Below are 26,093 nucleotides of genomic sequence, written 5' to 3'. Positions count from 1 at the left end.
GGACCAATGAAACGGGGAGAATCGTGTTGTCCGGGAATCTCGTGAGCGGCGGGTCCGCGATCAGCTGCCCGCACGGCGGCCGGGTCGTGCCCGCCTCCGCCCCGTCGTCCGGCGTCCGGATCGACGGTTGTCAAGTGCCCACCGCCGCCGATGTCTTCATCGTCAACGGCTGCCGCCACACGATCGACGGCGTGCCGCATCCGTGCGCCACCGTCCGCTGGACGCCGCACCGCGACAGCCTGCTCATCGACGGCTCGCCCGTGCTGCTGGACAGCACGTCCGCGCTGTGCTTCAGCGCCGCGCTGGTGCCGCAGGGCCCGCCGGTCGTCGCCGCGTCGACACGGGGGGTGACCTCCCGATGAGGACGACGAGGACGCCGAGGAGCGACATCGCCTTTCCCTTCCGCACCGACCGGCGGGGACGCACCGCGCACGCGGCGTACGACGAGCATGTGCGGGATCTGATCGAGCAGTTGCTGTTCACCAGCCCCGGCGAGCGCCTGATGCGCCCCGACTTCGGCTGCGGGCTCCTCGATCTGGTCTTCACGCCCAACAGCCCCGAGCTGGCCTCCGCACTGGAGCTTTCTGTGCAGGCCTCGCTCCAGCGCTGGCTGGGCGAACTGATCGAGGTGGAAGCCCTGGACGTGGTGAGCGAGGAGAACGTGGTCCGGGTGTATCTGCGCTACGTGGTGCGCTCCACCGCGAGCCGGCGCGACGAGGTGTTCGAGGGGAGCGGCCCGGCATGAGCGGTACGAGCAAGGAGTTGGTCTGCCGTGCGGACGGCAGGCGCACAAAGGTCCGGGCGGCGCAGCTCGGCGGTGTCGACGCGGTCGAGGTCGGTGACGACGGGCTGACCCTCACCGTCACCTTCCTGGGCAAGGCGCCCCACGGACTGCGCCCGGAGAACATACGCATCGACGGCGGCCGCCGGATCACGGGCATCGAGGCCGTGGAGCTCTCCGTCGAACGCGAGGAGGACCCGGAGCTCGACGACCGGCTGTACGTCACGCTGGACCGGACTGGGGACACTCCCCCGGCTACCGCTGGAGGTGCCCCCGGCTACCGGCTCTCGGTCGTGGACACGGATCCGTACGGGCGGCCGGGCACCGAGCCCTTTCCCGGCTTCGACCAGCGGTATTTCTCGGCCGGGTTCGAGTTCCGGCCCGACTGCCCCACCCCCTTCGACTGCAAGGACGAGCAGCCGGACTGCCCGCCCGCCTACGCTCCCGCGCCGGTCATCGACTACACCGCGCGCGACTACGACACGATCCGCCGCCTCATCCTGGACCGGCTGGCGCTGACGACCCCGGACTGGGTCGAACGCAATGCCGCCGACCTCGGCACGACGCTGGTCGAACTGCTCGCCCACACCGCGGACCGGATCAGCTATCAGCAGGACGCGGTCGCGACCGAGGCGTATCTCGACACGGCACGCCGCCGGGTCTCTGTACGCCGTCACGTACGGCTCATCGACTATCCGATGCACGACGGCGTCAACGCGCGCGCGTTCGTCGCGGTCGAGACCGTACGGGCGCTGACGCTGGCGCCCGGCACGTTCCGCTTCGCCTCGGTCGACGTCCGTACCCTCGGGCCGCGCGACCGGCCCGAGATCGGCACCGTCATCGACGACCGGGATCTGGCGGTGCTCGACGAGCGTGGCTCGGTGGAGGTCTTCGAGCCGGTCGTCGGCGACGAGCCGCTGGTGCTGCGCCCCGAGCACAACACCATCCGCTTCTGGACCTGGGGCGACGACGTGTGCTCGCTGCCCAAGGGCGCCACCTCCGCCACGCTGCGGGACGAGTGGACCGACGAGGAGTGCGCCGCCAGGACGCTGGATCTCTCCCCCGGCGATCTGCTGCTGTTCGAGGAGGTCCGCGGGGCGCGGTCCGGTACTCCGGGCGACGCCGACCCGGCCCACCGTCAGGCCGTACGCCTCACCTCCGTCACCCCGGCCGTGGACCGTCTTGCCGACCAGCCGGTCCTGGAGATCACCTGGGCCCCGGAGGACGCGCTCGCCTTCCCCGTCTGCCTGTCGACCCGCGGCGGCCCGGGGTGCGAGCCGGTGGAGGATGTGAGCGTGGTGCGCGGCAATGTCGCGCTCGTCGACCACGGCCGGTCGCTGACGTTTTGCGGCTCAGCGCCTGAGACGGTCACCGTGCCGCCCGGGCCGGCCGTCCTCGGGTCCTGCGATCCGTCCGGCTTCGGCTGCTGGGACCGTGATGAGGGGAACCCGACGGCGGATCTGATCAACTCCCGCCTGGAGCAGACCCGCTGCGGGGGGCTGCTGACAGCCTATCAGGTGCGGGAGCTTTTCACTGTCGTCGGCGAGGACGCGACCGGGCGCGCCGGTCTCGGTCTGGAACTCGCGGGCCGGCGACGCGAGAAGGTCGTGCCGGGCACCGCGTACGCCCAGGCCGATGCGCTGGAGACGCTGCTGGCGCAGGTCGTCTACCCGGGCATCCGGCCGCGCTTCCGGCCGGTGCTGCAACGCTCCCCCGTCGTCCAGTCCGTGCCGTTTCCGGAGCCGCGCCATGTGTCGGCCGGGCAGGCCTTGCGGCTTGCGGCAATTCCGGGCCGGGTCCGCCAGCGGCTGGTGGAGCTGTGGCGCAGCGCCCGCGACTGCGACGGCCTCACCGAGGCGGAGATCGCCGAGCTGACCGTGCTGTTCGGGCTGCGGGTGCTGGAGCGTCTTGAGCTGCGCCGCCATCCGGTGCGTGCGCTGAGGGAGTTGCTGCACCGCAGCGAACGGCTGCTGGCGGCCAAGCTGCGCCGGATCGAGGTGCTCAGTGCCCGGGCACGGGCCGGCGCGGTACTCGATGACGGCGTCGCCTGGGAGATCACGCACACCTGGGGCCCGCAGTACGCGGCCGGGCTCGACCCGGCCGACCCGGTGCTGCGGGGGCCTGCCGCCGCGCTCGTACAGGATCCGCGGGCAGCGCTGCCCGCGGTGACGATCGCGGACGACGACGAGCCGTGGACGCCGAAGCGGGATCTGCTCAGATCCGGCCCGCGCGAGCGGCACTTCGTCGGCGAGCTGGAGGACGACGGGCGGATCGCGCTGCGCTTCGGGGACGGCCGGTACGGCGCCCGTCCGCAGCCGGGCGCCCGGCTTGAGCTGCACTACCGGCTCGGCGGCGGCACGGCAGGCAACGTGGGCGCGGAGGCCATCAACCACCTCGTCCTGTGCCGTGATCCGGAGGCTTCGGAGGCCGGGGACCCGCTGCCCGTCGCCGGTGTGCGCAATCCGATGCCCGCCGTCGGCGGCACCGAGCCCGAACCGATCGAGCAGGTACGCCAGTTGGCCCCGCTCGACCTCAAGCGCTCCCGGCTGCGGGCCGTCACCGCCGACGACTACGCGGCGCTGGCGTCGAAGCTGCCGGGGGTGCAGCGGGCGGCCGCCGAGATCCGCTGGACCGGCAGTGTGCAGGAGGCGCATGTCGCCGTCGACGCGCAGGGCACGGGGGATCCCTCCCCGGAGCTGCTCGACTCGGTGTCGTACGCGCTGGAGAGCTACCGCCGGATCGGCCACGACCTGGTGGTCGGACCGGCCAGGTCGGTGCCGCTGGACATCGCACTCACGGTGTGTGCCGCGCCCGGCCATCAGCACGGCCAGATCCTCGCCGAGCTGTACCGGCTGCTGGGCAGCCGTCGGCTGTCCGGCGGACGGATCGGCTTCTTCCACCCCGATGCCCTGAGCTTCGGTGAACCGGTGCGGCTCAGCCGTCTGGTGGCCGTGGCTGCGGCCGTCCAGGGCGTGGAGAGCGTGACGGTGACCCGGCTGCGCCGGCTGTTCCACGAAGATCCACTCGATGACACCGCACTGGAGGCAGGCGTGCTGCGGCTCGGCCCGCTGGAGATCGCACGTTGCGACAACGACCCCGACCGGCCGGAGTTCGGCCGGCTGTCGATCGAGCTCGGCGGAGGTGCCCGATGAGCGGCTCCTGCGGTTGCGGCTGCGGTGGACACGACGAACGCCACGCGCCCGAGGTCCTGTACAACCCGCCGGGCCGCACCGCCCTGGACTACCGGGTGGGTGAGTACGGCTCGTTCCTCGCGGCCATGCTCGATCGGCTGGCATCCCCCGCCTATCCGGCGCTGCGCGGGCTGACCGTCCGCACCCCGGACGATCCGGCGATCGGGCTGCTCGACTCCTGGGCGGTCGTCGGCGACCTGCTCACCTTCCACTCCGAGCGCATCGCCGACGAGGGCTATCTGCGCACGGCCGACGAGCACCGCTCGCTGGCCCTGCTCGGGCGCCTTGTCGGGCACCGGCCGCGACCCGGAATCGCCGCCGACACCCATCTCGCGTACACCCTGGACCGGGATCCGCGGGCGGAGGACGTGCCGGTGCTGATCCCCCGCGGCGCGCGCAGCAACAGCGTGCCCAGCACCTCCGACGAGGAGTCGCAGGCCTTCGAGACCAGCGAGGATCTCGTCGCCCGCTGGGCCTGGAACGAGCTGACGGTCCGCCGGCGCCGGCCGGCGCTGCTCACCCCGGACGATCTGCGCAAGCAGTCCGAGATCTTCGTGTCCGGGACCAGTACGTCCCTGCAGACCGGGGACAGGCTGCTCTTCGTCTTCGGCGTGGACAAGAACGCGGGCACGAACGCGGGCAAGGACGCGGCCGGACAGCGGCTGCTGCTGCCCGTGGCGCGCGTCCGGATCGACCGGGACGACGATGTGACGGCGATCGGACTGCCGCAGTCCGCGCCGCCGTCGCTGACCGAGCTGGTGGCGGAGCTGCGCGAGTGGATCACAGAGGACGAGCGGGAGGTCGAGGAGGGCGAGCCCACCCCCGACAACCCCAATCCGCGTCCTGTCAGCCGGATCATCGAGGCCTTCGACACGCAGGTGCTGGCGCCGCTGCGTGCCGACCTGGACGGGATCAAGACGCCCGCGCAGTTCGCCGGGCGGCTCGTCGATCCGCATGAGCGGCTCGCCGAGGCGCAGGCGATCGCCGCCGCGTACGAGGAAGTCGCCGCCTGGTTCGAGCAGTTGGAGGCGGTGGTCGGTGAGCTGATGGAGCGCGCGGCCGAGCTGGAGCCCTCGCGCCCCGAACCTCCGCGCCCCGCGGCCGACGCCGCCTCTCCTGCCATGCGGGCGCTGGGCGCCCTACTTCCGGCACTGCGCACCCGCGTCGTGCGGCCCCCGTCGGGCGCGCGCACGCTGTCGCACGATCCGGGCCGTTACTTCGCCTCGGGCTCCGATCTGGGCGCGCAGTTGTTGTCCGCGCTCGATCCGCGGGGCGCGGACGGCATGTACACGGCGTGGCGGCAGGCCGCCCCCGCCGTGCCCGCGCTGCTGCGCGAGCTGCAGGCGATGCGGGTGACCGCCGCTCCGTTCGGGGCGACGGCGCCGCTCAAGCCCGTACAGGACGACCGCGGGCGGGTCGTCCGGCAGACGGACTGGCCGCTCTCCGGATCCGCGCTGACGACCATGCGGGTCGTGTACGACACGGCAGGCCGCGTTCCGGTACGCGCCGAGTTCCAGCACATCGAGACCGGATCCTCGGTGCAGCGGTCGGAGAACCTGCCCGCAGAGACGAGCTTCGGCCTGGGGCCCGGACGGGTCCTGCTGCAGACCCGCGTCGGCCAGGACCACGATCTGAGCTGGCTGACCAGGCGTCCCGCAGACTCTCAGGAGCCCGGTGTAACCGCACAGTTCACGTCCGGGCTGCCCGAGCGCACCATTTTCGTGTCCCGGCCCGCCGAGGACGGCCGGGTGCATGTGGCCGTGCACAACGGCGAGCCGCTCAACTGGCTGCTGTCTCCCGGCGAGCACAAGCAGGTCACGCACGGCGGGTTCGAAGTGACCGTGCGGTACACGGTCGGCAGTGAGCCGGCGAATGTCGAGGTCGGCATCACCACCGTGCCGGAGCAGGCCAACCGTCATGTCCTGCCGCTGGACTCCGTGCAGGACGGCATCACCGTCGGCAGCTGGGTCGCGATCGAGCGTCCCCGCAAGGGTGCCGAGGGGCCGGACGGGATTCCCGGGGACAAGAAGCTCGCGCTCGTGACCACCCGTGTCACCGCCGTACGCACCGCCGCGTACACCAACTACGGGATCACGGGCCGCGGCACCGAGCTCACCCTCGCCGAGCCCTGGCTGGACGAGCACGACGTGCTGCTCTCCACGATCCGGGACGCCACCGTGCATGCCGGCGGCGAGGCGCTGCGACTGGCCGACGAACCGCTCGGCGAGGACGTGCACGGTAATGAGCTCGAACTGGCCGAGCTGTACGACGGGTTGCGGCCGGGTCGTCATCTGGTGGTGTCGGGCGAGCGCACCGACATCCCGAACACGGCCGGCGTGCGCGGCACCGAACTGGCCGTGATCGCCGCGGTGGAGCAGCAGCTCGACCCGCGGCTGCCCGGTGACCATGTCCATACGAAGCTGACGCTCACCACGGATCTGGCCTACCGCTACCGCCGTGACACGGTCCGCGTCCAGGGCAATGTGGTGCCGGCGACGCACGGCGAGAGCCGCGACGAACCGATCGGCAGCGGTGACGCCGACCGGACCAACCAGACGTTCACGCTCTGGCAGTCGCCGCTGACCTGGCTGCCCGCCGACAATCCCCTGGGCGCGACGCCCACGCTGGAGGTGCGCGTCGACGGGCTGCTGTGGCACGAGGTGGACAGTCTGGCGGGGCGTGGGCCGCGCGAGCGGGTCTATGTGTCCGGGACGGCCGGGGACGGACGTACGACCGTCACCTTCGGCGACGGGGTGCACGGCGCGAGGCTGCCCACCGGGCAGGAGAACGTCCGGGCCCGGTACCGCTTCGGCACGGGCAAGGCCGCCAACGTCCGGGCGGACCGCATCACCCAGGCGATCACCCGGCCGCTGGGCGTCACCGCCGTCACCAATCCGCAGCCCGCGACGGGCGGCGCGGACGCCGACGGTCCGGGTCTCACCCGGCGCACGATCCCGCTCGCGGTCTCCGCGCTCGACCGGCTCGTGTCCGTCACGGACTACGAGGACTTCGCCCGCTCGCGGGCCGGCATCGGCCGGGCGGCGGCGCGCGAGATCTTCGACGGCCGACGGCGAGTGCTGCATGTGACGGTCGCCGGGGTGGACGACATCGCGATCGCGGAGGACTCCGAGGTGCTTCGCTCGCTGCGCTCCTCGCTGGCCGAGTACGGGGACTCACGGCTGCCGGTCCGCGTCGACGTGCGCGAGCTGGTGCTGCTGCTCCTGGCGGCGAAGGTGAAGGTCGCCCGCGACCACACCTGGACCGTGGTCGAGCCGCGGCTGCGGCAGGCGCTGCTGCGTGAATTCGGCAGCGGGCGGCGGGAGTTGGGCCGTCCGGCCCGGCTGTCTCAGGTGCTGGCGACCGCCCACAAGGTGCCCGGCGTCGACTACATTGACGTGGATGCCTTCACCGGAGTACCGGCTTCCGTCACGCCCGACGAGCTTACGCGCCTCGGGGAACAGCTCGCCGAGCCCCGTACCGCGGTGGGGGCCAGGCTCGCGGAGTACGACGAGGACGTGCACCGAGTCACCGCCGAGGGCGGTCAGACGCTCACCCAAATCGCCGCCCGTTACGGCATCCCGCTCGCCGAACTGCTGCGGCTCAACCCGGACATCACCGATACCCGGCCGCTCGAGAAGGGCCGGGCGGTGTTCGTCTTCCGCGGCATCCGGCCCGCGCAGCTCGCCCTGCTCTCCCCGCATGTCGCGGACACGCTGATTCTGACGGAGGTCACCGCATGACGAGGGAACCGGACGGGCTCGCGGAGCTGCTCCCGCAGTGGCACCGCCTGCGGGACGCCGAGGGCGGGGAACCCCTGCGCGCCCTGCTCGCGGTGATCGCCGAGCAGGTCGACCGGGTGCGGGACGGGGTCGAGCAGAGTTACGAGGACTGGTTCGTGGAGACCGCGGCCGAGTGGGTGCTGCCGTATCTGGGCGATCTGGTCGGCTACACCCCGCTGCCGGGCTACGAGCGGGTGCAGGCGAAGGGCCTTGAGGGCGCGGACGGGGACGATTCACGCATATGCCTCGCCGAGGCCCTGGCACCGCGCCGCGATGTGGCCGCCACGGTCGCCAACCGGCGGCGCAAGGGATCCCTGGCCCTGCTCGAGGAGTTGGCCGAGGACGTCGCCGGATGGCCTTCGCGGGCCGTCGAGTTCTCCCGGCTCGTCTCCCACCAGCAGCCGGTGAAGCTGTACGGATCGGGCACTGAGGCGGTCAACGCGCGCCGGCGGGACCGCGGCAGGCTCGTGGACGTACGGGAGGGGGCGGCGCTCGATCTGGCGGGCGGGCCGTTCGGCGCGGTCGCCCAGTCGGTGAATGTGCGGCGGGCGGGCTCGGCGCGCACGCAGGGCGGCTACTCCCCGGCGGGGGTCGGGCTGTTCGTCTGGCGGCTGAAGCCGTACCACGTGAGCGATGCGCCCGCGTACTGCATCGACCGGGCGCGTAACCTCTACACCTTCTCGATCCTGGGCAATGACACGCCCCTGGTGACCAAGCCGGTGCCGGAGCCGTCCGCCACTCATGTCGCGACGATCGACAACGTGCCCGCGTACATACGGCGCAGGCAGCTCGCCGACCGGCTCGCGGACTACTACGGGCCGGGCAAGAGCTTCACGATCTGGCGCGACGGGCAGGACGAGCCGGTGCCGCTGTCCGACATCGTGGTGGCCGATCTGACCGACTGGCGCTACCGCCCGAGGCGCGGGCAGGTGGCCGTCGACCCGGCGCTCGGCCGGATCGCCTTCGGGTCGCGGTCGGCGCCGCGGCAGGGCGTGTGGGTCACCTACCACTACGCGTTCGCGGACGACACGGGCGGCGGTGAGTACCCCCGAGAGCGTGAGACGCCGGCGGCCGCGACGGTCTACCGGGTCGGCCCCGGTCAGACGTACCAGCGGATCATGGACGCGTACAACGACTGGCGGGGCGAGAGGCGGTCGGGGCGCTGCGGTCCCGAGGGCATCATCGAGATCACGCACAGCGGCGCCTACCAGGAGCAGTTGGACTTCGATCTGGACCCGGGCGACCGTCTGGAGCTGCGCGCGGCCGAGGGCACCCGGCCGGTGATCCGGCTGCTCGACTGGTACAGCAACCGGCCCGACGCGCTCAACATCCGTGCCCAGGAGGAGAGTCAGGGCGATGCCCCGCGCATCGTGCTCGACGGTCTGCTGATCACCGGTCGCGGGCTCAATGTCACCGGCCCTGTGGGAGCGGTGGTGCTGCGGCACTGCACGCTCGTACCGGGCTGGTCGCTGGAGCCCGAGTGCGAGCCGCACTCCCCCGATGAGCCGAGCCTGGTCCTGGACCGGACCACCGCGTGCGTCTCCGTCGAACGCAGCATCCTCGGCACCATCGAGGTGATCGGCGACGAGGTGAACCACGACCCGCTGTCCATCCATGTCAGGGACAGCATCCTGGACGCCACCGGCCACGACCGGGCGGCGCTGTCCGCCCCGGACTGCCGCCACGCCCACGCCGTGCTGCACGTGCACCGCACCACCGTCATCGGAGAGGTCCACACCCACGCAGTGGAGATCGCCGAGAACAGCATCTTCACCGGGCGGCTGCAGGTGGCCCGGCGCGGCATCGGCTGTGTGCGGTTCTCGTACGTGCCTCCCGGCTCGCGCACTCCGCGCCGCCACCGCTGCCAGCCGGACCTGGTGGGCAAGGAGAACGCGCAGCTGGTCCGGCCGCTGTTCACCGGCGAGCGGTACGGCACGCCCGCGTACGGGCAACTCGCCGCGGGCTGCGCCGAAGAGATCTGGCGGGGTGCCGAGGACGGCGCCGAGATGGGTGCCTTCCACGACCTCTACCAGCCGCAGCGCGAGGACAGCCTGCGGGCCCGGCTCGCCGAGTACACCCCGGCCGGTACCGACGCCGGGATCATCGCCGTCACCTGATCCCCGTCACCCGACATCCCCGTCACCCGACACGACTCTTTCACCGACTGCCGAACTTCCGAGGGGGACCCCTTCCCATGCACGCAGACATCTCCCGCATCACCTTCCGGCCGGACCGGCACTACTCGGCGGTGATCGCACAGCAGGGCCGTGTCCAGCTCGACGCCGACGCCAACGAGCAGACCGCGATCCAGCTGACGCAGGCCCGTACCACCGCCGCCGATCTGATCGGGCAGCACGGCGGGCCGCGCGGCGCGACCGGCTTCGAACTGCACTTCCTGGGCGGCAGCCGGGATCTCGACGATCTGTCCATCGGCGGCGGCCGTTACTACGTGGACGGTATCCTGCTGGACGCGACGCGCCCGCAGCCCGGCGTCCCGGTCGTCGACGACGGGCACAGCGCCGAGGAGGGCGACAAGGACGCCCCGGCGGACGCGCAGCCGTCGGCCACCTGGACGTACTGGGACCAGCCGGACGGCCACCGGGACCCGGAGCGCCCCGGCGACCGGCTGCCTTCTCAATTCCCGTATCTGGCCTATCTGAAGGTGTGGGAGCGCTCGGTCACCGCGGCCGAGGATCCGCTGCTGCGCGAAGTGGCGCTGGGTTCGGCCATGCCCGACACCGCGGCCCGGCTGAAGGTCGTCTGGCAGGTGCTGCCGCTGCCCGGCTCGCAGCTGGAGCTGGACGACGGCTCGACGAAGGACCAGGTCCGCGCGGCGTTCGCGAAGTGGGCGGCGGCGCAGGCGCCGAGCGCGCGGATGGCCGCGCGCAGCGAGCGCCCCGAGCACGCGGACGAGGACCCGTGCCTGGTGAAGCCGGACGCCCGCTACCGGGGCCAGGAGAACCAGATGTACCGGGTGGAGATCCACGAGGGCGGCGCGGCCAAGGACGCGACCTTCAAGTGGTCGCGGGAGAACGGCTCTGTGACCTTCCCGGTCGACGAACTCGACGGCACATGGGCGGAGTTGGCGTCTCTGGGCAGCGACGACAAGCTCGATCTGAACGTCGGTGACTGGGTCGAGTTCGTGGACAGCGCCTACATCAGCCGCGGCGAGCCGCTGCCGCTGCTGCGCGTCGAGGAGGTCGATCTGCCGGGCCGCCGGGTGCGGCTGTCGGGCGAGCCGGACCCGTCGGTCGGGCGGCGTCCCGAGCTGCATCCGTTCCTGCGGCGCTGGGACCACCGGTCGGGTTCGCGGAGCGGTTCGAGCCGTACGAAGCAGGGCACAGCGAGGCTGCGGGACGGTGCGCTGCGGATCGAGGAAGGCGGCTGGCTGCCGCTGGAGGACGGTGTGTTCGTGTACTTCGAGCCGGGCAGGACGTACCGCCCTGGCGACTTCTGGACGGTGGTGGCGCGTACGGCGACAGGCAATGTCGAGTGGCCGACGGAGGCGGCGCGCCGGCCGCTGCTGCAGGCCCCGGCCGGAAATCAGGTCCACTACGCGCCGCTGGCCTGGGTGCTGGGCGAGGGCTCGGTGGCGGATCTGCGGCTGGAGTTCGGGCCGCTGGCGACCGCCATCCCGGCCGCCGACGCACAGGCGCTGGAGGCGGAGGCCACGTTCGAGGCGGAGGCCGCGGCCGCCGAGAGCGCGGCGCCGGACGGTTCCGGCTCGCGTCCGGCGGGGCAGGACGTCGAAGGACAGCCCGAGAACTGACGTACCACCTGGAAAGGAGCACCACGATGGCAACGCCTCTGTCAGCCTCCAAACTGCTCAAGGTCCTGCGTGACGAAGGACTTCAGGTCGTCGAGCACCGGAGCTGGCGCACGCACAACCGCAATCACAAGGGCCCCTGGGGGCCCATGCACGGGGTGATGATCCATCACACCGTGACCTCGGGCACCCAGAACTCCGTGGACATCTGCTACAACGGCTACTCCAGCCTGCCGGGCCCGCTCTGCCACGGGGTGATAGCCAAGGACGGCACGGTGCACATGGTCGGCAACGGCCGGGCCAACCACGCCGGACTCGGCGACGACGACGTCCTGCGCGCGGTGATCAACGAGACGGCGCTGCCCGCCGACAACGAAGCCAACACCGACGGCAACCGGTACTTCTACGGCTTCGAGTGCGTCAACCTCGGCAACGGCAAGGACCCGTGGCCGGCGGCTCAGCTGGAGGCGATCGAGAAGGCCTCGGCGGCGATCTGCCGGGCGCACGGCTGGACGTTCCGCTCGGTGATCGGCCACAAGGAGTGGCAGCCCGGGAAGATCGACCCGCGCGGGTTCACGATGGACTCGATGCGCGCCCGGATCAAGGCGCGGCTCGGCGGCAGGCCGGACGGCCCGGCCAAGCCGCCCGCGCCCAAGCCCCCGGCGACGTACGAGCCGTTCCCCGGTGCCGCGTTCTTCGCGCCGGGCCGGCGCAGTCCGATCATCACGGCGATGGGCAAGCGGCTGGTGGCAGAGGGCTGCGGCCGGTACGAAGTGGGGCCGAGCCCCGACTGGTCGGAGGCCGACCGCAAGTCGTACGCCGCATGGCAACGCAAGCTGGGCTTCACGGGCAGCGACGCCGACGGCATTCCGGGAAAGTCGAGCTGGGACAGACTCAGGGTGCCCAACGTCTGACGTGCTCGCTGCTCGCCCGGCCGGGCGGCCCTGTCCGTGGACGAGGGGCCGCCCGGCCGGTGCGTGACCTGTAGCGTTTCACTCACAGGGCACTGGAGGGCAGATGAGCAAGGGTGCGGCGCTGGTCATCGGGGCCGACGAGGTACGCGAGGCCCTCCCCATGGCCGCCGCGATCGCCGCGCTCCAGGATGCGCTGTGCGAGGGACTCGACCCGGAGACCGACCCGGCCCGCTCCGTGGTCCCGGTCAGCCACGGGCAGTTGCTGATGATGCCCTCGCACTCCCGCCGCTACGCGGGCGTCAAGATCGCCACCGTGGCGCCGGGCAACCCTGCGCTGGGAATCCCCCGCATTCAGGGCGCCTACCTGCTGCTGGACGCCGAGACGCTGAGCCCGCTGGCCGTGCTGGACGGTATCGCGCTGACCGCCATCCGTACCGCGGCGGTCTCGGCGGCCGCGGCCGACCTGCTCGCCGTGCCGGGGGCCGAGCGCCTGGTCGTCTTCGGCACCGGCCCTCAGGCACACAGCCATATCGAGGCGCTGCGCGCCGTTCGCCCCCTGCGGCACATTTCGGTCGTCGGCCGCGACCTCGACCGTCTCGCCACCTTCCTTCAGCAGTACGGGGACTGGGGGCAGGACTCGGCACCGTTGGTCGAGGCGGGTACGGCGGAGGCGGTGGCGCAGGCCGATCTGGTGGCCTGCTGCACCACGGCCCGTACTCCCCTCTTCGACGGATCGGCGCTGCCCGCGCATGCGACGGTCGTCGCCGTCGGCTCCCACGAGCCGCAGGCTCGCGAGGTCGACGACGAGACGGTGCGCCGCTCGACGGTGGTGGTCGAGGCGCGGGCGGCGGCGCTGCGCGAGGCCGGTGACATCATCCTCGCGGTCCAGTCGGGCGCGCTGGATCCCGAGTCCCTCGTTGGCCTGGCGGAACTGGCGCGCGGCACGGCAGAGGCCGACGTCTCCCGGCCCCGGCTGTTCAAGAGCGTCGGCATGGCCTGGGAGGACCTGGTCGTCGCCGGGGTCGCCTACGAGGCCCGCCAAGGCGTGTCTTAGCAGTCCCGGGTGCCCGGGGAGTTCACTCGCTGCGTGGCGCCGTGCAGTCCTTCGGGGTCGGCTTGCCGGTCGGCCAGGCGAGGCCGACGAAGCGGATGCGTCCGGGGATGTCCGGGGCCAGCTCCACGACCGAGACGGCCTTGTTGTAGGGGTTGCCGTAGTTGTCCAGGCAGATCCAGCCGCTCGCGCCCTCGACCTTGCCCATGCCGTGCAGCCGCAGCCAGGAGTCGCTGATGCGGCCGAGCGCGGGGATGACGGGGTCGCCGTCGTCGCGCATCCGGATGGCGGTGATCGCGGTGAGGCCGGCGTCGTAGAAGGTGATGGTGCGCGAGTCGGTCAGCTCCACCGGGCCGATGTCACCGACCTCCGGGTCGGCGGAGAGCCTCTCGAGCGTACGGAAGGCCGCCGCGGAGCCGCCCGTGACGGTCGGCCCGGCGTCCTTCCAGGCGTCGGGGTGGGCGACGGCCGCGTACTGCAGGGTCACGCCCTTGCCGAAGGCGCCCCATTCGAGCCGCTTGTCGGAGGAGAGGGTGGAGGCTCCGGATCCGGTGATGACGGTGTACTTCTTCTCGGTGCAGCCGCGGTTGCCGAGCTCGTTGATGAACTGCCGCAGTTGCACGGGCCGGCCGGCGAAGTAGATGACCTCGGCGGACGAGGTGCAGATGGTGTCGACCATCTGGTCGAAGGCGTTGGCCGTGGTGCCTTCGTCATGGAATTCGTCGGGCGCACGGTACTGCTCGGGGGCGCGCGGTGAGCCCTTGGTCCGGTTGGCGAAGGCGCGCTTGAGGGCGTCCACGTAGTTGTCGCCTGTGCGAATGTCCTCGACGACCAGGGTGTTCTCGGGCTTGATGTCCTTGTTGAAGTGGGACAGCGCGGCGGCCTGGTCGCTGGTGGTGGGGACGACACGGGCGAGGCCCGGGTAGGCGTCGGGGTTGTGTTTGCTGTTGCCGGAGTCGTCGGCGGTGATGGGGCCGCCGACGACGGGGATGCGCCGCTCGTTCGTCAGATAGGCGATGGCCTGCTGAGTGCTGGCCGTGCTCACGTCGAATCCGATCACCGCGCGCAGATTCGCGCTGCCGCTCTCGGAGAGGGAGCCGAGCTGTTCGGCGACGGGACGCCAATGGGTGTGGTTGCGGCCGGGGTTGGCGAGCAGCAACCGGATCGCGGGCTTCTTGCTGTTGGATTCGTGGTTGGCCCGGTACTGCGCGAGGTAGGCGCCCTGTACCTCGTGCAGTGTCTTCTGCTGTTCGAAGGCCTGGGTGGGCGCCATCGGCAGCATGACGGCGATGGAAACGTACTCGCCCTTGATCTGATCGTTCTCGGCCTTGATCCGGGCGCTGACCTCTTCGAGGTTGGGGGCGAAGGCGTAACTGCCGTCGGTCACCCCGGTGCACTCCTGCTCGCCGTCGGGTCCGCGCCGCTCGACGCCCTTTCCGCAGGACGGGTCGGGGCCGAAGATCGCGTAGCCGGTCCACGCGGCGGCGATGAGCACCACCACGGCGACGAGGAGGACACCCGCCTTGGTGAGCGGGCCGCCGGGGAGTCGCCTGATGAAGGACGTCATGACGGGGACCCTTCCGAGATCGGGAGGTCGGGAGCCTGGACGCCGGCCCTGAGGCGGGCGGGCCACGCGGCGGAAGCTGCGCGGTAGGCGGCGTGGGCGGTCTTGTTGCCGTAGAGCGTCTCCAGCGCGATGCGCACGCTGGTCAGATCGTCCTCGCGCGGTGCGAGGGTGAGCGGGTCGGACAACCGCCACACGATGGGGACGAGGCTGTTCACCGCGTCGTGGTGCGGTCCTGGTCCTTCGCTGCCGCAGGCCGTGCACGAGAACGCATCGGCGGCGTCCGGCGACCGGTAGTCCTCGCGCGGATGGGGTGCGGAGCAGATGTCGTTGAGCGCGGCCAGCCACTGCGGTGCGGGCGTGGCGGTGAACCGGTGGTGGAGCCCGCACACGACTTCGTCCACCCGCCCGAGGGCGAGGGTGTGATGGAGATACGTGGTGCCGCTCGGGTCGCACAGTGAGCGCAGGCGCAGGTGGGTGTCCCGCCATCTGTCGTGCGATGTGGTGGCCGCCAGCCGGTGGCGCAAGAGCAGGTCGAGCGCCCGGTCGCCGTCCAGGCAGGCGCGGGTGCGGTACTCGTCGGCCTCGCGGACGCGGGCGGCGACGAGGTCTTCGGAGTGGTCCTCGGGGTGGGCGAAGGTCCACAGGCCGCGCCTGGTTTCCTCGTCGACCGCGGCGGACAGCAGCACGAGACGGTCGCGCATCGCGGGCTGCGGCAGCAGTTTCGTGAGGAGGTCGGGGGCTGCCGCGTCCAGTAACTCCCGGGTGCCTATGGCGCCTGCTTCCTGGACGCGGCGTATCGCGGCGTCGGCGAGCGTACGGGCGCTGGCCGGGCGGCCTCCGCTGTAACGGGCGACGAGCCGGGGCAGATGCTCGGGGTAGTCGACTGTGCCGAGCATCTCGCCGATGTGTCCGTGCTCGATGGCGGGGAGACCGAGCACGAGCGGGCGGCTCGCGGGGGTGGCGCCCCCGGCGACCGCCCTCAGCGGCGGGTACTCCTCGCCCTTGCCGAGCCGGGTGGCGATCACGACGGGCCGGGTGGGGTCCTTCGTGCTCGGGGCGTAGCCGGATTCGAGCAGCCCGGTGAAGGTCTGGCCGACCTCGGTGTGCGCATTGTCGAGGAGCATCAGCGGCCGCGGCTTCCTGTTGAGCCGCCTCAGCCGGCCGTAGTTGCCGTCGATGTCGTCGAGGAGGGCCGCGACGAGATGCTCCTCGGCGGTGCGCCGCCGGTCGTCGAGCCGCCGGAAGCCTCGTACGAATTGGAACAGCCGCTGCAGCGAGTCTCCTTGATATCCCTGGGAGCGGTGCAGCCGCTCGCCCCACCAGGCCAGCGCGCCGCGGTCCGGCTCGCCCTTCAGGAGTTGGATGCGGGCGGTGTCCAGGACGATGCCGGCGATGCCCGCGAGGCCCGGCACGACCTCCAGCACCTGCGGCAGGTTCTGGGAGACGACGTCGAACCACTGGCCGAGGCTCTCACGGCGGCGCTTCACATCCGGGTCCTCGGCGGTGATGAAGTCCCCCAGTTCAGCTTCGGCGCGCCGCAGGTCGGCGGGTCGCACATCGGCTTCGTCGCTGTTCAGCGGCCGCCAGGCGGTCACCACCAGCAGGCCGAGCGATAGCCTCGGAAAGGCCATGGGTTTGCCGAAATGGCCTACGTCCAAGCCGAGTTTGTATGCGAGGAGATACAGCAGATGCGTGATGTGCGAAGCGTTCGGCACATCGTCGTCGCTGAGTTCGGCGACGCCCGGCTCGCCGAATCCGGGCGCTGCGAGGTCCACGCGCGCAAGTGGGACGCGTTCGTTGTACGCGTCCTGTACCGCGTTCAGCAGCGCGGTCTTGCCGCTGCCGCGTCCGCCGACGAGATGGACGAGGGGCGCGCCCCTCGGATAGGCGAACGGGATCTGGTACCCGTCGCTCTGATGCAGACCGACCAGCCGGGGCACAAAGCCTTCGTGCAGCGTCCCCTGGCCGTAAAGTCTCCCGCCCACGGCGCTCCCCTCGTCTCCTGGTCCCCTGCAGGTCACTGAGAACAACTGCCCGTGCACAGAGGGAATTTACCCGACCTGGGGCCGCCGGGGCGGGTGTTGAGGATGCCCCGGTCCAATGACTGCGGACAGGCGATCAGCCGCAGGCGGGCTCCTCCACCCCGGTGGACCGTATGCCGTCGAGATTGTCCTCCACCCACGCCCGCAGCTGCCCCAGCGGCTGCGCGACACCGCTCCCCAACCTCGTCAGTTCGTACTCGACATGCAGCGGTACGGCCGGGTAGACCGTGCGGTCGACGAAGCCATGGGCCTCCAGCCGGCGCAACGTATTGGTCAGCACCTTGGGGCTCACCCCCTTGAGCCGCCGCTGCAGCGCGCCGAAGCGCTGCGGGCCTTCCTCCAGCGCCCCGATCGCGAGTGCCGACCACTTGCCGGCCAGCACGTCGAGTACGTCGCGGCAGGGACACTGCGCTTCGTACACATCGTGCTCCCCGTGCTCGCCGGTGGTACACGCAACGGCCATGAAAAGTCGCCTCCCGACGGCTGGACCTCACTACTTTCCAATGGATAGTAGTGTCCCTTGCGGGTTACCACTACCCCACAGGTAGCTTCTCGGGTGTCGATGATCAACCGGCCGGGCGGCGCGTCCACGCCCCCGGCATACACCCCAGGAGACCCGACATGAGCAGCCGTCCGACCATGCGCGCGATCACCCAGGACGCCCCTGGCGGCCCCGAAGTGCTGCGTCTCGCCAAGGTGCCACGGCCCGAGCCGCTGCCCACCGAGGTACTGGTGCGGGTGCATTCCGCCGGTGTGAACCCGGTGGACTGGAAGACGCGCGAGGGCGGCGGCATGGCCGGCGTTCTGGGAGAGCCGCCGTTCATCCTCGGCTGGGACGTCTCCGGCGTCGTGGAGGAGGTCGGCTTCGGCGTCCACACGCTCGAGGTCGGCGACGAGGTCTACGGCATGCCGTGGTTCCCGCGTCAGGCCGGTGCGTACGCCGAGTATGTGACCGCACCCTCGCGCCAGTTCGCCCGCAAGCCCACCGCGCTCGACCACGACCGGGCCGCCGCGATGCCGCTCGCCGCGCTCACCGCCTGGCAGTCGCTCGTCGACGCCGCGCGCGTCGAGGCCGGACAGCGAGTGCTGATCCACGCGGCGGCGGGCGGAGTGGGGCACTTCGCCGTGCAGTTCGCCAAGCACCTCGGCGCGCATGTCATCGGCACGGCGCGCGCGACGAAGCACGACTGGCTGCGCTCACTCGGTGCCGACGAACTGATCGACTACACCGCCGTCCGTTTCGAGGACGCGGTGCGCGACGTCGACGTCGTGATCGATCTGGTCGGTGACGGGCAGGACGGTACGAGCACCCGGTCGCTCAAGACGCTGCGCCCCGGCGGCACGATCATCGCCGTGCCGTCCGGCGTCTCCCCCGAGCTCCTGGAGACGGCCCGCTCCCAGGGGCTGCGGGCGAGCGCCTACCTGGTGGAGCCGGACGGTGCGTCGCTCGCCCGCATCGCCGGCCTGGTCGGCAGCGGCGCGGTGAGCGTCGAGGTGGAGGCCGTACTGCCGCTGGACGAGGCCGCGGATGCGCACCGCCGGGGCCAGGAAGGCCGCACCCGCGGCAAGCTCGTACTGCGGGTGACCGACTGAGACCAAACGGGACGTACCAGCCGACCGGCGACGGGCCACGGCGCGGCGCGGCCGATGAGCACGCGACCGCCGCCGGGCCCGGAGCGGCCCACGGGCCTCGCCCCGGCAGCCGTACGGACGCGACAGCGTCGGGACGGCTGCACAGGAACGAGGCCCGTGCGTGGCTCTTCCGGCCCGACTACCGTCCGGACTTCTTGATCCGGTCGCCGGCCTTCTCCGCGGTCTCCTGGGCCTTGCCCATCATCTGCTCGCTGCGGCCTTCGGCCTGCATGCGCTTGTCATCCATGGCGTTGCCCGCGGTCTCCTTGAGCTTGCCCTTCATCTGCTTGGCCTTGGCCTTGCTCTTGCCCATGACGGTTCCTTTCACCGTGGAGGTTTCACTGCCTCATCCACATTGCGCCCGTCACTCAATGTTCGCAATCGGGCACTTTACGTGACCCTCGCCCGGGAGCGCCGACCCCGCACACAGCGGCGTTCCGACGGCTCCATGCCGCCCCACACACCGGTCCCCTGTCCGGTCCTCAGCGCCCAGTCGAGGCACCGGTCCTGCACCGGGCAGCGGTGGCACACCTGCTTGGCCCGGTCGACCTGATCGGCTCCCGAGCCGGTGGTGCTGACGGGGAAGAACAGATCCGGGTCCTCGTCCGCGCAAGCGGCTTCCCGCAGCCATTCCATGGGTTCGTGGCCTGGGCTGTCCGGAGCTTGGTCCGTGGGGGCCCAGGCCGTGCGATCAGTCCTCGCCGCGGACGACATTGCTCTCCAGTTCCGGGGCGTCGCTCACTTCGCCGCCGCCGTCGTGTAGTTCCGCCAGTTCCGCGCGGGCCGGGATGTACGTGCGCAGCCGGCCCTGCTTCGTCTCGCCCTCCACCACCAGGCACACGCCGGCGCTGCGGCCGGGTTTCATGGGAATGCCTCCTCGGTCCGGTATACGGGAATGTCTCCGGCTTCGGGTACCCGTACGACAGTCGCCAAACCGCCGCAGGAATACAGGAATAGGAGCCGGGCGGCGAAGCGTCCACACGTTATGCAATTGGCGGCCTCCGGTGTCCGCCGGATCCGTTCCAACGCGCTCCCCATCTGTCTGCCCGGAGGCCGCACGCCTGCCGCGGACCACAACCGACCAGCCCCCGGGGGCACTTGCCGACGGGCGGGAGCACAGAACCAGGGGCATCGTCGCCGTCCTCGCCTTCGGCCGGCATCATCGTCGCGGCCCCAGGAATCGGTGGGGCTCCTCAGGTCGGTCGTCCGACCAGTCTTGCGCTGTCCTCCGGCTGCCGTCGTGCCCAGCCGAGTATGACGACCGACGCCACGGCGGCGAGGGCGCACCAGGTGGAGACGAATTCCATCCGCCACAGCACCGCGCAGAGAACCGCCCCCGTCCCGGCGAGGGCTCCGAGCAGCCGCAGCACCGGATCGCCGCCGAGCAGCAGGGCGCCGACGGTGGCCAGCAGATAGCCCACGATGATCAGCGGGGATTGCGGCAGGTCCAGGACATACCCGAGGGTGTGACCGCGGATGTCCGCCGTCACGGTCCGGGTGGCGAGGCAGTACGCGAGGACGGCGGCGGTGGCGAGCCCGGCGGCGGCCGGAACGGCCAGTCGGCGCCGGACGCGCGGCGGCGCGGCGAGCAGCACGGCGAACGGCACCCATACCGGCAGCAGGGGCAGAGCGATCAAGGCCCATGCCAGGGTGGCGGGACCCGCCCCGCCGCCCGACCGCCACACGACGGACTCGATGACGGAAAATGAGGGTCGGTCAAGCTATATCCCAACAGGGCGTACGGATCCCTGAACGGAACGGGTCCGCCGCCAGGACCGGGAGGAAACGCAGCCATGCGGAACGTGAATGTCGTCCGTGCCTGCCTGGAGAGTTACATCGCCCAGGACCGCGAGACCGCGGACCGGCTGATCGCGGAGGACTTCGTGTTCACCAGTCCTCAGGACGACCACATCGACAGAGCCGCGTTCTTCGAACGCTGCTTCCCCACGGCGGACCGCTTCCGGTCCCAGCAGATCATCGAGGCCGTCCCTGCCTCGGGCGACGGCGTCTTCATCGCGTACGAGTACGAACTGAAGACCGGCGAGCGCTATCGCAACGTCGAGCTGAGCACCGTCAGGGACGGCCGGATCACCGAGACCCAGGTCTTCTTCGGGGGCCGTGTCCCCGGGGCGTGAGGGCCGCGCCCGGGACGTCTTGACCCGGGTGGTCTCCGGCCACGCCGCCCGTGCCCGCCACCCTCGACGCGTAGTCAGCCGCCCCTGGGAGGCTCGTGCAGGCCGAAGGGTGAGCCCTGGTCGTCGTGACAGAGCTTGAAGCGGCCGAAGCGGGCGATCGTCTCGTCGTCGTCACCCATGTCGAAGTCGTCGACCGTGCCGCCGAGTTCACGGACCCGGTCGAGCGCGGCCGTCATGTCGTCGACCTTGAAGAAGACGTACGGGCTCGCGCCCGAGTCGCCGCCGTGCACTCCGCCGGGGACGTTCGGCGTCTGGATCGCATAGCCGCCGCCCTCGGTCGGGCCCGGCTCGAAGGTCCAGCCGAACAGACCGCCGTAGAAGGTGCGGGCCGCTTCGAAGTCGTCCACGCCCAGTTCGAAGAAGGAGATCTCACCGGCCATCGCGGTTTCCGCCTTCCGTACGGAGAGTGTCCGTCCCAGGGCTGACGATCCCACCGTACGGCCGCCCCCGCACCGCTGCACCCAGCCAGGTCACACCTGCCCGGACGGGGGCGCGGTGCCGGGCCGGACCGCCGAGAGACAGGCGAGGATCGCGTCGCGGTTGCGCGCCAGGCAGTCGATCCGCTGCTGGATCCGGTCCGCTTCGCCCTGCAGCAGCGCCGCCGTGTCCGGCGTCAGGCATTCCGGGTGGACGTGGATCTCGTCCGGCTCGGTCAGAAAGGGCAGGATCCTCCGGATGATCTCCGTGGTCAGCCCGGAGTCGAGCAGCCCGCGAATCTGCTGGACCCGGTAGAGGGCGGACGCGTCATACCGGCGGTAGCCGTTCTCGGCCCGCTCCGGGTGCAGCAGATCCTGCTCCTCGTAGTAGCGCAGCATCCTGGTGGGGATGCCGGTGCGCCGGGACAGTTCGCCGATCTTCATGGCTCTCCTTGCCTTCACATTGATGTGAAGGTTTCACCATGGTCGCATGTCGACCGCACCGGTTCCCGACCCGCCGCGCCGCCGCTCCCGCGCGGTAGGGGAACCGGTCTCCGGCTGGATAGGCCATCACGCCGTAAGGATCAAGTGCCGCTCGGAGAGTGCAAGGTCACAGCCCTTTCCTCTGCTGCACCTTTGTGGGCTTGACCTAGCATCTGAGCATGACGGTCCTCCCCGATGACGGGTTTTCCCTGGCCGCCGAATTCCCGGATGCGACCCACGATCAGTGGCAGCGGCTGGTGGCCGGCGTGCTGCGCAAGGCAGGCAAGGACGCCCCGGACACGGCGGCCGACGATCTGCTGTCCACGTCCATCGAGGACGGGCTCACCACCCGCCCTCTGTACACCGCGGACACGGCACACAACGGCGCGGACAGCGCCGGGTATCCGGGCTTCGCGCCCTTCACCAGGGGCGGCAGGCCCGAAGGCGGCGCTGTCTCCGGCTGGGACGTACGCCAGCGCCACGACCGGCCGGATCCGGTGCGTACGAACGAAGCCGTGCTCGCGGACCTGGAGAACGGGGTCACCTCGCTCTGGCTGTCCGTCGGCCCGGCCGGGGTTCCCGTCTCCGGACTCGCCAAGGCACTGGAGGGCGTCTATCTCGACCTCGCGTCCGTCGCCCTCGACGCGGGGGCCGAATTCGGCGCCGCCGCCCGGGAGTTGCTGCGACTCTACGAGGAGAGGGGCGTGCCCAGGCAGTCGGCACGCGGAAACCTCGGCGCAGATCCGCTGGGCTACGAGGCCCGGACCGGCGAGGTCCTCGACCCCTCAGACGCGGTCGCGACGGCGGCGCTGTGCGCACGCGAGTGGCCGGCGCTGCGGGCGCTGACCGTCGACGCGCTGCCCTACCACGAGGCCGGCGGATCGGCTGCACAGGAGCTGGGCTGCTCGCTGGCGACCGGGGTCGCCTATCTGCGGGCGCTCGGCGAAGGCGGGCTGAGCATCGAAGAGGCCTGCGGCCAGCTGGAGTTCCGGTACGCGGCCACCGCCGACCAGTTCCTGACGATCGCGAAACTGCGCGCCGCCCGACGGGTGTGGGCCCGCGTCGCCGAGGCCTGTGGTGCGGATCCGGCCGCCGGAGCACAGCGCCAGCACGCGGTGACCTCCCCGGTGATGATGACGCGGCGCGACCCCTGGGTGAACATGCTGCGCACCACGGTCGCCTCGCTCGCCGCGGGCGTCGGCGGCGCCGACGCCGTGACCGTGCTGCCCTTCGACCACGCCCTCGGGCTGCCGGACGGCTTCGCCCGCCGCATCGCCCGTAACACCTCGACGATCCTGGTCGAAGAGTCACATGTGGGCCGGGTCATCGACCCGGCGGGCGGCTCCTGGTACGTGGAGCAGCTCACCGACGAGCTGGCGCACGCGGCCTGGGCCTGGTTCCAGGAGATCGAGCGCGCCGGGGGCCAGGGGGCCGCGCTGCGCGGCGGTCTGATCTCCGAGCGGCTCGGCGCCACCTGGGACAGCCGCAGGAAGAACCTGGCCAAGCGGCGCGAACCGGTCACCGGCGTCAGCGAGTTCCCGCTGCTCGCCCAGGCTCCGGTCGAGCGCGACCCCGCGCCCGCCCCGCCCCGTGGCGGACTGCCGAAGGTGCGCCGCGACGAGGACTTCGAAGCTCTGCGGGCCCGCTCGGAGGCGCATCTGGTCGCAACCGGCGCGCGGCCGCGCGTCTTCCTCGCGGCCCTCGGCCCGGCGGCCGCGCACACCGCACGCGCCTCCTTCGCCGCCAACCTCTTCCAGGCGGGCGGCATCGAGGCGGTACACGACCCGGTCACCGTCGACGCGGCCTCGGTCGCCGAGGCATTCACCGGCAGCGGGGCGACCGTGGCGTGCATCTGCTCCAGCGACGCCCTCTACGCCGAGCAGGCCGCGCCGGTGGCCCAGGCGCTCAAGGCGGCCGGCGCGCTGCGGGTGTTCCTCGCGGGCCGTCCCGGCGAGCAGCGCGAGACGTATGTACGGGCCGGAGTCGACGAGTTCGTCGTCGCGGGCGGCGACGCGGTCGCCGTCCTCACCTCCGCCCTCGACCGGATCGGAGTGGCGTGATGCGGATCCCGGACTTCTCAGGAATCGAGCTCGGGCCCGGCGACACGTCGGAGGTCCTCGAGGACCAGTGGCGTACCGCCGTCAAGGAGAGCACCGGCAAGGACGACAGCGACCTCGTATGGGAGACGCCCGAGGGCATTCCCGTCAAGCCGCTGTACACAGGGCAGGATCTGGCAGGCCTCGACTTCCTCGGCACATATCCGGGCATCGCGCCGTATCTGCGCGGCCCGTACCCGACGATGTACGTCAACCAGCCCTGGACGATCAGGCAGTACGCCGGGTTCTCCACTGCCGAGGAGTCCAACGCCTTCTACCGGCGCAACCTCGCCGCCGGGCAGAAGGGTCTGTCGGTCGCCTTCGATCTGCCGACCCACCGTGGCTACGACAGCGACCATCCTCGGGTGACGGGCGATGTCGGCATGGCCGGTGTGGCCATCGACTCGATCTACGACATGCGGCAGCTCTTCGACGGCATTCCGCTGGACAAGATGAGTGTGTCGATGACGATGAACGGCGCCGTGCTGCCGGTGCTGGCGCTGTACATCGTGGCCGCCGAGGAGCAGGGCGTACCGCCCGAGAAGCTGGCCGGGACCATCCAGAACGACATCCTCAAGGAGTTCATGGTCCGCAACACCTATATCTATCCGCCCGGTCCCTCGATGCGGATCATCTCGGACATCTTCTCCTACACCTCGCAGAAGATGCCCCGCTACAACTCCATCTCCATCTCCGGCTATCACATCCAGGAGGCCGGAGCGACGGCCGATCTGGAGCTGGCGTACACGCTCGCCGACGGCATGGAGTATCTGCGGGCGGGCATCGGCGCGGGGATGGACGTGGACGCCTTCGCGCCGCGGCTTTCGTTCTTCTGGGCGATCGGCATGAACTTCTTCATGGAGATCGCCAAGCTCCGGGCCGCACGGCTGCTGTGGGCGAAGCTGGTGAAGAAGTTCGACCCGCAGAACCCCAAGTCGCTCTCGCTGCGCACCCACTGCCAGACCTCGGGCTGGTCGCTGACCGCACAGGACGTCTTCAACAACGTCACCCGCACCTGCGTGGAGGCGATGGCCGCCACCCAGGGGCACACCCAGTCGCTGCACACCAACGCCCTGGACGAGGCGCTGGCCCTGCCCACCGACTTCTCGGCGCGCATCGCCCGCAACACCCAGCTGCTGCTCCAGCAGGAGTCCGGGACCTGCCGGGTCATCGACCCCTGGGGCGGCAGCGCGTACGTCGAGAAGCTCACGCACGACCTCGCGCGGCGCGCGTGGCAGCACATCGAGGAGGTCGAGGCGGCCGGGGGCATGGCGCAGGCCATCGACGCCGGTATCCCGAAGCTGCGCGTCGAGGAGGCCGCGGCGCGTACGCAGGCCCGCATCGACTCCGGCCGTCAGCCCGTCATCGGCGTGAACAAGTACCGCGTCGAGACCGACGAGCAGATCGATGTGCACAAGGTCGACAACTCCTCGGTGCGCACCCAGCAGATCGAGAAGCTGCGGCGGCTGCGGGCGGAGCGCGACGAGAACGCCTGCCAGGATTCGCTGCGCGCACTGACCGCCGCCGCTCAGGCGGGCCCGGGCGGCGCCGGTCTGGAGGGCAATCTGCTGGCGCTCGCGGTGAACGCGGCGCGCGCGATGGCGACCGTCGGTGAGATTTCCGACGCCCTGGAGAAGGTGTACGGGCGGCACTCGGGGCAGATCCGTACGATCTCCGGTGTGTACCGGAACGAGGCAGGGACGTCACCCGCGGTGGAGCAGACCCGCACCTTGGTCGAGGAGTTCGAGCAGGCCGAGGGCCGCCGACCGCGCATCCTGGTCGCCAAGATGGGCCAGGACGGCCATGACCGCGGCCAGAAGGTGATCGCCACAGCCTTCGCCGACCTGGGCTTCGACGTGGATGTCGGCCCGCTGTTCCAGACGCCGGAAGAGGTGGCCCGCCAGGCGGTCGAGGCGGACGTCCACATCGTCGGCGTCTCCTCGCTGGCCGCCGGGCATCTCACTCTCGTACCGGCGCTCAAGGAGCAACTGGCCGCCGAGGGACGGGAAGACATCATGATCGTGGTGGGCGGGGTGATTCCGCCCCAGGACGTCCAGACGCTTCACGAGGCCGGAGCCGCCGCGGTCTTCCCGCCCGGCACGGTGATCCCGGATGCCGCGCGGGACCTGGTGAAGACGCTGGGCGCCTCGCTCGGCCACGAGTTGTAGGACTGTGCCCCG

21 protein-coding genes are annotated in these 26,093 nt (G+C 71.1%); 12 read left to right on the top strand and 9 right to left on the bottom strand.

Annotation, left to right across the window (positions count from 1 at the left end; genetic code table 11):
* Positions 1-23: 23 nt before the first annotated feature.
* The 8 genes from ACFYWY_RS13035 (at position 24) to ACFYWY_RS13000 (ending at position 13,485) form a co-directional block, all read left to right on the top strand.
* Entirely contained in the window at positions 24-362 is a 339-nt protein-coding gene (locus tag ACFYWY_RS13035) for a hypothetical protein (RefSeq protein ID WP_389184447.1), read from the top strand.
* Positions 359-745: a GPW/gp25 family protein gene (locus ACFYWY_RS13030; protein ID WP_389184220.1), complete on the top strand. Its 387-nt coding sequence runs from the start codon at positions 359-361 to the stop codon at positions 743-745. The genes ACFYWY_RS13035 and ACFYWY_RS13030 overlap by 4 nt, the downstream gene beginning before the upstream one ends.
* Positions 742-3,933, top strand: coding sequence for a putative baseplate assembly protein (locus ACFYWY_RS13025; protein WP_389184217.1), 3,192 nt, complete (start codon positions 742-744; stop codon positions 3,931-3,933). The genes ACFYWY_RS13030 and ACFYWY_RS13025 overlap by 4 nt, the downstream gene beginning before the upstream one ends.
* Positions 3,930-7,712, top strand: coding sequence for a putative baseplate assembly protein (locus tag ACFYWY_RS13020; protein WP_389184214.1), 3,783 nt, complete (start codon positions 3,930-3,932; stop codon positions 7,710-7,712). The genes ACFYWY_RS13025 and ACFYWY_RS13020 overlap by 4 nt, the downstream gene beginning before the upstream one ends.
* Entirely contained in the window at positions 7,709-9,868 is a 2,160-nt protein-coding gene (locus ACFYWY_RS13015) for a hypothetical protein (RefSeq protein ID WP_389184211.1), read from the top strand. Before ACFYWY_RS13020 ends, ACFYWY_RS13015 begins: the two co-directional genes overlap by 4 nt.
* Positions 9,869-9,945: 77 nt before the next feature.
* Positions 9,946-11,520, top strand: coding sequence for a DUF6519 domain-containing protein (locus ACFYWY_RS13010; protein ID WP_389184208.1), 1,575 nt, complete (start codon positions 9,946-9,948; stop codon positions 11,518-11,520).
* Between the two features lie 26 nt (positions 11,521-11,546).
* A complete protein-coding gene (locus tag ACFYWY_RS13005) occupies positions 11,547-12,431 on the top strand; it encodes a peptidoglycan-binding protein (protein WP_389184206.1) in 885 nt (294 codons plus the stop codon).
* Between the two features lie 103 nt (positions 12,432-12,534).
* Positions 12,535-13,485: an ornithine cyclodeaminase family protein gene (locus ACFYWY_RS13000; protein WP_389184203.1), complete on the top strand. Its 951-nt coding sequence runs from the start codon at positions 12,535-12,537 to the stop codon at positions 13,483-13,485.
* A gap of 22 nt (positions 13,486-13,507) precedes the next feature.
* Here ACFYWY_RS13000 and ACFYWY_RS12995 read toward each other — a convergent pair whose 3' ends face one another.
* From ACFYWY_RS12995 to ACFYWY_RS12985, 3 genes are all read right to left on the bottom strand, one after another.
* Complete coding sequence (locus tag ACFYWY_RS12995) at positions 13,508-15,049, bottom strand: hypothetical protein (RefSeq protein WP_389184200.1); 1,542 nt, start codon at positions 15,047-15,049, stop codon at positions 13,508-13,510.
* Positions 15,046-17,034 carry a hypothetical protein gene (locus ACFYWY_RS12990; protein ID WP_389184197.1) on the bottom strand — a complete coding sequence of 663 codons (1,989 nt, stop codon included), beginning with the start codon at positions 17,032-17,034 and terminating at the stop codon, positions 15,046-15,048. Before ACFYWY_RS12990 ends, ACFYWY_RS12995 begins: the two co-directional genes overlap by 4 nt.
* Before the next feature lie 133 nt (positions 17,035-17,167).
* A complete protein-coding gene (locus ACFYWY_RS12985) occupies positions 17,168-17,554 on the bottom strand; it encodes a winged helix-turn-helix transcriptional regulator (protein ID WP_389184195.1) in 387 nt (128 codons plus the stop codon).
* Between the two features lie 158 nt (positions 17,555-17,712).
* On the opposite strand from ACFYWY_RS12985, the gene ACFYWY_RS12980 reads away from it, so the two are divergent.
* Entirely contained in the window at positions 17,713-18,684 is a 972-nt protein-coding gene (locus ACFYWY_RS12980) for an NADP-dependent oxidoreductase (protein WP_389184192.1), read from the top strand.
* Positions 18,685-18,862: 178 nt separating this feature from the next.
* Here the strand turns inward: ACFYWY_RS12980 and ACFYWY_RS12975 are convergent, their stop codons facing one another.
* The 4 genes from ACFYWY_RS12975 to ACFYWY_RS12960 form a co-directional block, all read right to left on the bottom strand.
* Positions 18,863-19,036: a CsbD family protein gene (locus tag ACFYWY_RS12975; protein ID WP_389184189.1), complete on the bottom strand. Its 174-nt coding sequence runs from the start codon at positions 19,034-19,036 to the stop codon at positions 18,863-18,865.
* A gap of 77 nt (positions 19,037-19,113) precedes the next feature.
* On the bottom strand, positions 19,114-19,359 hold the full coding sequence (locus ACFYWY_RS12970) for a WhiB family transcriptional regulator (RefSeq protein WP_389184186.1): 246 nt from the start codon (positions 19,357-19,359) through the stop codon (positions 19,114-19,116).
* A 55-nt stretch (positions 19,360-19,414) separates the two neighbouring features.
* The gene (locus ACFYWY_RS12965; RefSeq protein ID WP_389184183.1) at positions 19,415-19,588 is read right to left on the bottom strand and encodes a hypothetical protein; all 174 of its coding nucleotides are present in this window, start codon (positions 19,586-19,588) and stop codon (positions 19,415-19,417) included.
* Positions 19,589-19,916: 328 nt separating this feature from the next.
* On the bottom strand, positions 19,917-20,420 hold the full coding sequence (locus tag ACFYWY_RS12960; RefSeq protein ID WP_389184444.1) for a DUF6629 family protein: 504 nt from the start codon (positions 20,418-20,420) through the stop codon (positions 19,917-19,919).
* A 96-nt stretch (positions 20,421-20,516) separates the two neighbouring features.
* Here ACFYWY_RS12960 and ACFYWY_RS12955 point away from each other — a divergent pair, with 96 nt between their 5' ends.
* On the top strand, positions 20,517-20,858 hold the full coding sequence (locus ACFYWY_RS12955; RefSeq protein ID WP_389184180.1) for a nuclear transport factor 2 family protein: 342 nt from the start codon (positions 20,517-20,519) through the stop codon (positions 20,856-20,858).
* A gap of 74 nt (positions 20,859-20,932) precedes the next feature.
* Here ACFYWY_RS12955 and ACFYWY_RS12950 read toward each other — a convergent pair whose 3' ends face one another.
* Positions 20,933-21,298 (bottom strand): VOC family protein, encoded by a 366-nt coding sequence (locus tag ACFYWY_RS12950; protein ID WP_389184441.1) that lies wholly within the window; start codon positions 21,296-21,298, stop codon positions 20,933-20,935.
* Between the two features lie 90 nt (positions 21,299-21,388).
* Positions 21,389-21,778, bottom strand: a complete 390-nt coding sequence (locus tag ACFYWY_RS12945) for a MerR family transcriptional regulator (protein ID WP_389184177.1) — start codon at positions 21,776-21,778, stop codon at positions 21,389-21,391.
* 218 nt (positions 21,779-21,996) lie between these two features.
* Between ACFYWY_RS12945 and mutA the strand changes: the two genes are divergently transcribed.
* Positions 21,997-23,877, top strand: coding sequence for a methylmalonyl-CoA mutase small subunit (gene mutA / locus ACFYWY_RS12940; RefSeq protein ID WP_389184175.1), 1,881 nt, complete (start codon positions 21,997-21,999; stop codon positions 23,875-23,877).
* Complete coding sequence (scpA, locus tag ACFYWY_RS12935) at positions 23,877-26,081, top strand: methylmalonyl-CoA mutase (protein ID WP_389184172.1); 2,205 nt, start codon at positions 23,877-23,879, stop codon at positions 26,079-26,081. The genes mutA and scpA overlap by 1 nt, the downstream gene beginning before the upstream one ends.
* Positions 26,082-26,093: the final 12 nt, after the last annotated feature.

This window comes from Streptomyces sp. NPDC002870 (genome assembly GCF_042888505.1).
Lineage (GTDB): Bacteria > Actinomycetota > Actinomycetes > Streptomycetales > Streptomycetaceae > Streptomyces.
Note: the sequence above shows the minus strand (reverse complement) of the source record. Positions and strands in the feature narration are given on the sequence as shown.